Below are 9207 nucleotides of genomic sequence, written 5' to 3'. Positions count from 1 at the left end.
GACAGGAGGCCCGTGGCGGTGTCGCCACGGGCCTCCTGTCCGTCACGGGCGCGGGTTCGCACCCGCCGTGTCAGCACACAGTGTCAGCGGACGTCGCGCGTCGCCTCGGCGAAGTCGGCGTCGAGGGCGGTCGCCATGCGGGCGACGCCCTGCGCGAGCTGCTCGCGGACCGCGTCGCGGTCCGCGTCGAGCGCCTCGAGCTGCGCCGTGACGTCGTCGACGAACGTGGGCTCGAGTGCCGCCTCGATCGGCTTCGAGTAGGCCTGCTGGCCCATCTGCTCGAAGAACAGCCGGCCCTTGTCGACGTAGTAGAGCACCGCGGCGGGGACCCCGGCGATGGTCGCGACGATCGCCGAGTGCAGACGGCTCGCCAGGAACAGGCGGCTGCGCGACATCAGCCCGGCGTACTCGGACGGCGAGAACTCGTCGGCCTCGACCACGTGGGTGCGGTCGGCGTGCCGCATCAGCGCGATGACCTCGCGGGCGAAGGCGGCGTCACCCTCGGACGCCTCCATGTGCATCGGGTAGAACACCACGTCGGCGTCCCAGCGGTCGATCACACGGTCGGCGAGGTCCGCGACGGCCTGCCGGTAGGTCACGAGCTTGTCGCTGTCGACACCGGTCTGGCGGAAGCGCTTCGGCAGGAACCGGAACGGGATCCAGCCGCTGCGCTTGTAGTGGAACCAGCGACGGACGCCGAAGCCGATCGAGCCCTCGAGCTGTTCGGCGGTCAGGCCGGTGGTGCGCTCGAGCCGCTCGAGCACCTCGGCGTCGGGCGGGGTGACCGTCCCGACGACCGCGGGGTCGAACGACGACACGATCGGCGTCTTCACGCCCCAGGACAGGAGCTTCTCGCGGGACTCGTCGTCGCGGACGGCGAACGCGCTGCAGAGGTCGACGGTGGCGCGGATCAGGCGCTTGCTGACCCCGGCGGTGGTCGGGCCGATGCCCTGGAACGCCCCGACGAGGTTCTTGTTGACCGCACGGACGAGCAGCATCTTGCCGAACCAGTACACGAGGCCGAGCTTGTTCGTGTAGTCCTTCAGGATCTCGCCGCCACCCCAGAGCACCACGTCGGCGCCGCGAGCGGCACGGAGCAGCGCGAACAGGTCGCCGATGCCGGTGCTGTACGGGGAGACCGGCAGGAACCGGATCCCGAACCACGCGGCGTCCCGCTCGGGGTACTGGGACAGGGACACGATCTCGGCGTCCGGCCACCGGCGACGGACGAGCTCGACGTTGCCGGCGAGGATCGCCCGGTCCCCGCGGTTGTGGGGCGAATCGCTATTGTGGATCAGTACGCGCACGGGGTGAGAGCCTACCGGACCGTCCCCGCCAGCCCCGGAAAGGCACGATGTCCCGCACCACTCGATCCGCCCGCTCCCGCCAGGACCGCCCCCGCCTGCTCGTCCTGGGCTCGACGTTCCCGGCCCGTCCGGACGACGGCGTGCCGGCGTTCGTGCTCGACCTCGCCCACCAGGAGGCCACCGAGTTCGACACCCTCGTGCTCACCCCCCGCGTGCCGGGCGGTGCCGCGAAGGAGCGCATCGGCGAGGTCGCGGTGCGCCGCTACCCGTACTTCCCGCGTCGCTTCGAGGACCTGGCCGACGGCGCGATCCTCGACAACCTCAAGGAGCGGCGCTCCCGCATCGTGCAGGTGCCCGCGCTGGTGCTCGCGCAGTACCTGGCCGTGCGGCGCGTGGTGCGCTCCGCGAGGCCCGACGTCATCCACGCGCACTGGGCCATCCCGCAGGCCCTCGTCGCGACCCTGGCCGCCCCGGGTGTGCCCGTCGTCGTCACGACCCACGGCGGGGACATCTACGCGCTCCGTGCGGCTCCCCTGGTCCGGCTCAAGCGCTGGATCTTCGGACGGTCGGCGCACGTCACCACCGTGAACTCCGAGATGCGCGAGCGCCTGACCGAGTGGGGCGTCCCCGAGTCGCGCTCGACCGTGATCCCGATGGGTGTCGACCTCGGTCCGGCCCGCGACACCCGTGCCCGCGTCGCGCCGCAGGAGCACCACGTGGTCGCCGTCGGTCGTCTGGTCGAGAAGAAGGGCTTCGGCAACCTGATCGAGGCGCTCCGCGGCCTGGCCGACGACGTGCCGTGGCGGCTCACCGTGGTCGGCGACGGCCCGTACCGCGCCCAGCTCGAGCACCAGGCGGCGGGGCTGCCGGTGACGTTCCTGGGCCAGCGGGGCCGCACCGAGGTGCTCGAGACCCTCGCGTCGGCCACCGTCGTCGCGGTGCCGTCGATCCCCGCGGCGAACGGCGACCAGGAAGGCCTGCCGGTCACCCTGCTCGAGGCCGCGGCGGTCGGGGCCGCGATCGTGGCGAGCGACCTGCCGGGCATCCGAGACGTCGTGCAGGACGACGTCTCCGGCGTGCTCGTGCCCCCGGGCGACGTCCCGGCGCTCCGCGCAGCACTGCAGCGCGTGCTCACCGACGATGCAGCACGCTCGCGCTACCAGGAGCAGGCCGTCGTCTCGGCGGCGGAGTTCTCCACCGAACGGATCGGCGAGCGCTACCGGGCGGTGCTGCGCGCAGCCATCGCGTAGAGCACCACGACGGCCGCGGCGCACACCGCCGCGGCCGAGGACGCCAGTACGACGACGGTACCGGAATGGCCGACGAGCTCGGACCCCGCGGTGTCGACGAGCGACCAGGCCGGCACGACGGCCGCCACGGCCCAGGCCAGCGCGGTCCACGTGCCGACCCGGCCCCAGGCGAGGAACCCCGCCGACATCGCCAGCGCGATCGGCACCAGGACGGTGAGCGTGTAGCGGTTCAGCGGCGCCCCACCGCCGGCGGCGTAGCGGATCTCGACGACGACGAACAGCACGGTGACGACCACGAGCATCGCGACGACGAGCCGGCGCGACCACCGGTCGTCATCGGCCGGGGCCCAGGGCCGCAGGCGACGCGCCACCAGGGCGGCGACGAACAGCAGGACGGGCAGGAGCAGGAGCACCCACGGCAGCGGTGACGCGATGGGCAGTGCGCCGCGGAAGAGCGCGAAGAGCTGACGCCAGAACCCCAGCATCGAGACGACCTCGACCTCGGAGTAGTGCGGCCGGGGCGTGTACCCGGGCCATGCGGTCGGCCGGCCGCTGAACGAGCCGGTCAGTGCCTGGTTACGCAGCCAGAACCACCCGGACGCGGCGGCCGCGGCGGCGAGGGGCACCGCGGCGACCAGGACTCGGGCACCGAGCCCCCGCAGGCGACCGAGCCGCACCGTCCGGGACAGCGCGAACGCGACGACCATCGCCACGAGCCAGAGCGCGAACGTCAGCCGCGCCGTCATCCCGGCGGCGGCGACGAGCGCTCCCCCGACCACGAGCCCCGGGCCGACGCCGGAGCGGAGCGCCGCACCGGCCACCCCGCACGCGAGGGCGCAGGTCAACGCCGCCAGCGAGTCGTTGTAGACGACGCCGCCCTGCACCACCAGGACACTGGTCGACGCGGTGACGACGGCGACGGTCGCGGGCAGCCGCACGACGCCCGGGAAGCAGCGCGACGCCGCCCACGCCGCACTCGGCACGACCGCTGCAGCGAACACGGCGTTGCAGAGCCGACCGAACACGACCGCTTGCACCGGGTGTCCGGCGTCCACCAGCGGTCCGATCACGGGGGCGAGCAGGGCGTAGTACAGCGGCGGGTGCTGGGCGACCCACTGCACGGGCGGCGTCCCGCCGAAGCCCGGCCGGAAGCGGATGCCGTCGAGCAGCACGGGCAGCTGCCCGTGCCACACCCGCAGCACGTAGTCCACGTGCGCGGACTCGTCGACGCTCGCGAGCGGCATCGACGAGAACGTCCGTGCCACCGAGGCGGTCAGGACCAGCAGCGTGGCGGCGAGGACGATCGGTGTCGCCCAGTCCCGGCCGCGGAACCCCGCGGTGAGCAGGGCGCGGATGCGGTCGGAGCGCCGGGTGTACTGCTGCACGTCAGGCGACGTCAGCGTCCCATGCCGCGGTACGTGAAGCCGGCGGCGGTCCACGCGTCACGATCGAGGCAGTTGCGGCCGTCGATGACGACCGGCGACGCCACGAGTGCGGCAGCGGCGGTCGCGTCGAGCTCGCGGAACTCGGTCCACTCGGTGAGCACGAGCACGAGCTCCGCCCCGCCCAGCGCCTCGGCCGCGCTCTCGACGTAGTCGAGCTCGGGGTGGACGCGGCGCGCGGTGACGACGGCCTCGGGGTCGTACGCCGAGACCACGGCGCCGAGTTCCTGCAGGCGGGCTGCGATGTCGAGGGCCGGCGAGTCGCGCACGTCGTCGGAGTTCGGCTTGAAGGCCAGGCCGAGCACCGCGACGCGCTTGCCGCTGACGACCCCGCCGAGCAGCTCCTGCGCCAGCTCGACGACGTGCGCGCGACGGCGCAGGTTCGTGGCGTCGACGTCGGCCAGGAACGCCAGGGACTCCCCGACGCCCAGCTCGTTCGCCCGCGCCTGGAACGCACGGATGTCCTTCGGCAGGCAGCCGCCACCGAAGCCGAGGCCGGCGTTCAGGAACTTCCGGCCGATGCGGGCGTCGTGGCCGATCGCGTCGGCGAGCGCCGTGACGTCGGCACCGGCGACCTCGGCGATCTCGGCCATCGAGTTGATGAACGAGATCTTGGTGGCGAGGAACGCGTTGGCGCTGATCTTCACGAGCTCGGCGGTGGGCAGGTTGACGACGAGTCGGGGCGTGCCGGTGGACAGCGCCTCGGCGTAGACCTCGTCGAGGGCGGCGACGGCCTGCTCGCCGGCCTCGCCGTCGGGCACGCCGTAGACGAAGCGGTCCGGCGCGATGGTGTCCTGCACGGCGAAGCCCTCACGCAGGAACTCGGGGTTCCAGACGAGCGTGGCACCGGGGACGGCCTCGCTGACCTCGGCGGCCAGGCGTGCGGCGGTGCCGACGGGAACGGTCGACTTGCCGACGACGAACTCGCCGGCGGACAGGTGCGGGGTGAGCGCGGCGACGGCGGCGTTGACGTAGGTCAGGTCCGCGGCACCGGTGGGGCCCTGCGGGGTGCCGACGGCGAGGAAGTGCACGCGGGCACCGGCGACCTCGGCCATGTCGGTGGTGAAGCGGATCCGACCGGACTCGAGGGCCTCGGTCAGGATCTCGGGCAGGCCGGGCTCGAAGAAGGGGGCCTCGCCCGCGGCGAGCCGCTCGATCTTGGTGGGGTCGACGTCCACGGCGACGACCTCGTGTCCGAGTTTGGCCATGGAGGCGGCGTGCACGGCACCGAGGTAGCCGCAGCCGATCACAGAGATACGCACGTCGAAGAAGGTACCGGTTTCTCGCCGAACTCTCATCACGGCACCCGCAGCGGCGCCCGCGGCGACGGTCACAGCGGCCGGTTCAGGCCCGCACGTCGCCCCACGGCGGACGGTCCGGACCGCCGACGATCTCGTCCCAGTCCGGCTCACGGTGGCGACGCCTGGCCTCGTACGCCTCCACCAGGTCGTGCAGGACGGCGACGACGAGGTCGGCGTGCGGCACGTCGGCGAGGACCACGGCGGGGTCGTCCCCGGGGAACACGAGCACGTCGCCGGAGCGGAACAGCCCCTGCAGCCCGCGGCGCCGCACCGTGACGTCGTAGCCGCGGGAGTGCAGGAGTTCCCGTCGGGTCCGCGTCCCGAGTCCGTTGACCACGACCAGGCGACGCGTGGTGACGACGTAGCGCTCCGACATCCAGCGGAACAGCGGGACGGCACCGCCGAACACGACGAGCACCACGACGACGAGCGCGACGACGGCGTTCAACCACGCCAGCTGCGCCTGGAACACGCCGAAGCCGAACCCGCCGGCCGCGGTGACGAGCACGACGAACACCGCCGGGCGCACCAGCCGACGGGCGTGTGGTCGCAGGCGTGCGACGACACGTTCGGGCGGGGGCTCGGCGGTCATGCCGTCATGCATACCGCAGGTGGGTGACGTCCCCCACCCCGACGCCCCTGGTGCCGCCCGCCTGGTCCCGGATCGTGATGCGACCGGCGTCGTCGATGCCGATCGCGTCGGCCTCCTCGACGGTGCCGTCCGGCAGATCGAGGCGGATGCGGCGACCGATGGTGCCGCATGCGGCGCGGACGTGGGACCGGACCGTCTCGGCGGCGGGACCCCCGGTGACCAGGCCGGCCACCGCCTCCAGGACGGACCGCAGGAAGGCGGACAGGACCGCGTCGGCCAAGGCGGGTGCGTCGTCGACCGCGCCGGCGAGCAGGAGCGAGGTGGACGTCGGGGTGGGCAGCCGGGCCGCCGGGATCGTCAGGTTCACGCCGGCCCCGACCACGACGCTGCCGTCGGCGGCGACCTGGCAGAGGATCCCGCACACCTTGTCCCCGGCGACCTGCACGTCGTTCGGCCACTTCACGACGACGTCCGCGCCGGCCGGGAGCACCGATGCGATCGCGTCGCGCATCGCCGCCCCGGCGACCAGCGGCAACCAGCCGCGGTCGTGGTCGTCCAGGTCCGCACGGACGAGCACGCTGGCGGCGAGCGTCTCACCGGCCGGAGCGGTCCAGGTGCGGTCGAGCCGGCCCCGACCCGCGGTCTGGTGCAGGGTCGCGAGGACGCTGCCGTGCTGCTGCTCGGGGGCGGCGGCGAGCAGGTCCGCGTTGGTGGACCCGGTCACGGCGGGGACGGTGATCGTCGCGCCCGCCGACCGGACAGCCTCGCTGGTGGCGGGGAACGACGGCGACGGGGATGTGGACATGCACGCAAATGTACGGGCAGGAACCGTGGGGGTCCTCCAACCGGCAGCGTGGCACCCGCCGGTAGGGTGAGCGGGTGACTTCAGGAGACACCCCCGATCTGTCGACGACGGCCGGCCGACTGGCCGACCTCCGCGACCGGTACCACGAGGCCGTGACCGCCGCGGGCGAATCCGCCATCGCCAAGCAGCACGCGAAGGGCAAGGGCACCGCGCGCGAACGCATCGAGCAGCTGCTCGACGAGAACTCCTTCGTGGAGTTCGACGAGTTCGTGCGGCACCGCACCACGTCGTTCGGCATGGACGCCAAGCGCCCCTACGGTGACGCGGTCGTCACCGGCGTCGGCACGATCCACGGCCGCAACGTCGCCGTCTACGCGCAGGACTTCACGGTCTTCGGCGGGTCGCTCGGCGAGGTCGCCGGCGAGAAGATCATCAAGGTCATGCAGCACGCGCTCAAGACGGGCGTGCCGATCATCGGCATCCTCGACTCCGGCGGCGCCCGCATCCAGGAAGGCGTCGTCGCGCTCGGCAAGTACGGCGAGATCTTCCGCCTGAACACCCAGGCCTCCGGCGTCATCCCGCAGCTGTCGATCGTGATGGGTCCGGCGGCCGGCGGTGCGGTGTACTCCCCCGCCCTGACCGACTTCGTCATCATGGTCGACAAGACCAGCCACATGTTCGTCACCGGCCCCGACGTCATCAAGACCGTCACGGGCGAGGACGTCGGCTTCGAGGAGCTCGGCGGCGCCCAGACGCACAACGCGGTCTCCGGCGTGGCCCACTACCTGGCCGAGGACGAGACCGACGCGCTCGACTACGCGCGCTCGCTCATCGGGTTCCTGCCGGACAACAACCTGTCCGACCCGCCGGCCTACGACGTCGCCCCGGAGCTCGAGACCACCGACGCCGACCACGAGCTCGACCTCGTGATCCCGGACTCGACGAACCAGCCGTACGACGTCACCACGATCATCGAGCACATCGTCGACGACGGTGAGTTCCTCGAGGTCCAGCCGCTCTTCGCGCCGAACATCCTGATCGGCTTCGGCCGGGTCGAGGGCCGCACGGTCGGCATCATCGCGAACCAGCCGCAGGCGATGGCCGGCACGCTGAACATCGACGCCGGCGAGAAGGCCGCCCGCTTCGTGCGGTTCTGCGACGCGTTCGGCATCCCGATCCTGACCCTGGTGGACGTGCCCGGCTACCTGCCCGGCACCGACCAGGAGTGGACCGGCGTCATCCGCCGCGGCGCGAAGCTGCTGTACGCCTACGCCGAGGCCACCGTCCCGCTCGTCACCGTCATCACGCGCAAGGCCTACGGCGGCGCGTACATCGTGATGGGCTCGAAGCAGCTCGGCGCCGACATCAACCTGGCGTGGCCGACCGCCGAGATCGCCGTCATGGGCGGTCAGGGTGCCGTCAACATCCTGTACCGCGCCGAGATCAAGCGCGCCGAGGAGTCCGGCGAGGACGTCGCCGCAGTCCGCACGAAGCTCGCGAACGAGTACACGTACAACGTCGCGTCGCCGTACCTGGCGGCCGAGCGCGGTGAGCTCGACGGCATCATCCAGCCGCACGCCACCCGGGTGTCGGTCATCAAGGCCCTCCGGTCGCTGCGGGGCAAGCGCGCCACGCTGCCCCCGAAGAAGCACGGGAACATTCCCCTCTGATGGGTCGCCACGCAGCAGCCGTGCCCTCGGACGAGCCCGCCTCGGTGGCGGACGTCCGGGTGGTCTCGGGCGACCCCACCCCCGAGGAACTCGCCGCCGTCGTGGCCGTCCTGCAGCGCCAGGCCGACGAGGCCGCTGCCGCCGGACGAGCCGCCGTGGTCGTCGAGCCCCGCACCGGGTGGGACGCCGCGGCCCGCGGACTCCGCCGCCCGCTCGACCACGGACCGGGCGCCTGGGGCCGATCGCTCCGCTGATGTACCCCTGGTGCGCTGGCGACCGGAACGGTTGCAGGGCGCACTTCCCGGTCGGTATCCCCTCACTCGGGGGACACGTTCAGCGGATACGGACCGGAAATGCCGGAATTGTCCCCCATAATGACGACTGACATGCGGCTCGTGCGTCGGCATAGTAGTTGGTGTTCGGTGTCCTTCAATGAAAGACATCGCAGGACGGTGGCCGACTAGGGTACGAAGCCACCGCCCGCTGCGAGGCAGGGCGACATTCGGGTTGTCGCTCAGCCTCGGGTCGTGAACGGGCCGGTCGGTATCCGACCGGCCCGTTCCCCGTTTCCGGGGAGTGTGGCGGCCGCGGGCCGGCGTCGGTGCGGCTGGCGAGGCGGCTGGCGAGGCCGATGCGGAACGACACCGTCGACGTCGTACGACAACGACATGGTCGCTTCCGTGTGTGCGCCCGTCCGGCGCACGCATGTGACGGCCTGGAGGCCCGTGGCGGCGCCGCCACGGGCCTCCAGGGTGTCCCCCATCGCGTCCACCGCCGCCCGCACGCCCGGCGCACCACGCGCGTCCGCAGCGCTGTCCGCACCACGTTCGCGACGATCCA

Annotated in this window: 8 protein-coding genes; 3 read left to right on the top strand and 5 right to left on the bottom strand. The window is 72.5% G+C overall.

The annotated features are described in order from the left end of the window. Positions 1-83: 83 nt before the first annotated feature. Entirely contained in the window at positions 84-1307 is a 1224-nt protein-coding gene (locus tag BIU91_RS17240; RefSeq protein ID WP_071406417.1) for a polysaccharide pyruvyl transferase family protein, read from the bottom strand. A gap of 47 nt (positions 1308-1354) precedes the next feature. Here BIU91_RS17240 and BIU91_RS17235 point away from each other — a divergent pair, with 47 nt between their 5' ends. After that, entirely contained in the window at positions 1355-2557 is a 1203-nt protein-coding gene (locus BIU91_RS17235; RefSeq protein ID WP_071406416.1) for a glycosyltransferase, read from the top strand. Here the strand turns inward: BIU91_RS17235 and BIU91_RS17230 are convergent. The 4 genes from BIU91_RS17230 to BIU91_RS17215 form a co-directional block, all read right to left on the bottom strand. Next, positions 2524-3942 carry a hypothetical protein gene (locus tag BIU91_RS17230; RefSeq protein ID WP_071406415.1) on the bottom strand — a complete coding sequence of 473 codons (1419 nt, stop codon included), beginning with the start codon at positions 3940-3942 and terminating at the stop codon, positions 2524-2526. The two genes, BIU91_RS17235 and BIU91_RS17230, sit on opposite strands and share 34 nt — an antisense overlap. Before the next feature lie 11 nt (positions 3943-3953). Further along, the gene (locus tag BIU91_RS17225; RefSeq protein WP_071406414.1) at positions 3954-5261 is read right to left on the bottom strand and encodes a UDP-glucose/GDP-mannose dehydrogenase family protein; all 1308 of its coding nucleotides are present in this window, start codon (positions 5259-5261) and stop codon (positions 3954-3956) included. Positions 5262-5343: 82 nt separating this feature from the next. After that, the gene (locus BIU91_RS17220; protein WP_071244247.1) at positions 5344-5892 is read right to left on the bottom strand and encodes a PH domain-containing protein; all 549 of its coding nucleotides are present in this window, start codon (positions 5890-5892) and stop codon (positions 5344-5346) included. 4 nt (positions 5893-5896) lie between these two features. Beyond that, positions 5897-6697: a biotin--[acetyl-CoA-carboxylase] ligase gene (locus BIU91_RS17215; RefSeq protein ID WP_084741426.1), complete on the bottom strand. Its 801-nt coding sequence runs from the start codon at positions 6695-6697 to the stop codon at positions 5897-5899. Between the two features lie 74 nt (positions 6698-6771). On the opposite strand from BIU91_RS17215, the gene BIU91_RS17210 reads away from it, so the two are divergent. Both BIU91_RS17210 and BIU91_RS17205 read left to right on the top strand, forming a co-directional pair. After that, entirely contained in the window at positions 6772-8367 is a 1596-nt protein-coding gene (locus BIU91_RS17210) for an acyl-CoA carboxylase subunit beta (protein ID WP_071406413.1), read from the top strand. Next, entirely contained in the window at positions 8367-8621 is a 255-nt protein-coding gene (locus BIU91_RS17205; RefSeq protein ID WP_051596908.1) for an acyl-CoA carboxylase subunit epsilon, read from the top strand. Before BIU91_RS17210 ends, BIU91_RS17205 begins: the two co-directional genes overlap by 1 nt. Positions 8622-9207: the final 586 nt, after the last annotated feature.

Origin of the sequence: Curtobacterium sp. MMLR14_002, from assembly GCF_001864975.1 — a bacterium.
GTDB lineage: Bacteria > Actinomycetota > Actinomycetes > Actinomycetales > Microbacteriaceae > Curtobacterium > Curtobacterium flaccumfaciens.
This window is presented reverse-complemented; position numbering and strand designations above follow the sequence as displayed.